The sequence below is a fragment of the Phyllobacterium sp. P5_D12 genome (assembly GCF_054049495.1).
On sequence record NZ_JBFUMG010001000.1, the window covers coordinates 1 to 974 of the forward strand.

The 974-nt window shown below is 57.0% G+C and carries 2 protein-coding genes; both read right to left on the reverse strand.

Annotation, left to right across the window (positions count from 1 at the left end; translation table 11 throughout):
* A partial coding sequence (locus ACXJ5O_RS28260) for a peptidogalycan biosysnthesis protein (RefSeq protein ID WP_457302804.1) occupies positions 1-756 on the reverse strand: 756 nt, incomplete at its 3' end.
* 33 nt (positions 757-789) lie between these two features.
* Positions 790-974: type II toxin-antitoxin system RelE family toxin (locus tag ACXJ5O_RS28265; RefSeq protein WP_457302805.1), on the reverse strand; the 185-nt coding region annotated here is incomplete at its 5' end.

Consider the following 974-nt stretch of genomic DNA (forward strand, 5'->3'; position numbering starts at 1 on the left):
ACCCCATTTGCGGCTGCCAGTATCCATATAGAATGCAAAAAAAGTATCCCAGATTTCCTGGGTGAGCTGGCCGCCAGTCAGCCGATCGACGCTGATGTCGTCGGCGAGTGCCTCGCGTCGTTCCTTCTTCAGTGCCTTGCGTTTCCGCGAGGCAAGCGTTTCCAGGAAATCGTCATAGGTGGAATAGCCTTCATTGAAGAAATGGAACTGCTGGTCGATGCGATGCAGGAAATCCGCATCTGTGAAGGCAGGCAGATCGGTTTCAGTGACGAAGGTGGAATGGGCTGACGAAACGCCGAGTTGAATGGTGAGCTGGCGCAGACCATTGGCGAGAGCCGCCCGAACCGCATCGCCATCCTGATCGCGCCGAACCAGCAAACGCGGCCCCGTCGCCGGAGTGAAGGGGATGCTCGCCTGCAATTTCGGATAGTAGCGCCCGCCCGCCCGCTCGAACGCATCGGCCCAGCCGTGATCGAAGACGTACTCACCCTGGCTGTGGCTCTTCAGATAGCAGGGGACGGCACCGATCAGTGCGCCACAGTCGTCTTCCAGACGTAGAAACTGCGGCAGCCAGCCGGCTTTGCGCGCGACGCAACCGGAATCTTCGAGTGCAGACAAGAAGGCATGCGACAGGAAAGGATTGTAATCGGGCGCATCGCGCGATGTCCCGGAAAGCTCGGACCACTCCGTTTGTGTGAACGCGCCAATGCCATCGCAGACGCGCAAGGTGAAATCGCCTCGATCCAGATTTGGCATTTTTGAAATAAGCTTCCTGACTCCGGACAGTGTTTAGCGATAGACCTCGCGCCGGTGGCCGATTTCCACAACCAACACTATTAGCCGATGATCCTGCAGGTCACATAGGATGCGATAGTCGCCAATGCGATACCGCCAGTAATTTCCAAGCTCCGAACCTTGAAGTGCTTTTCCAGTTTGGCGAGGATCAGGTTCTAACCGCGGAGGAATTCTGGCGT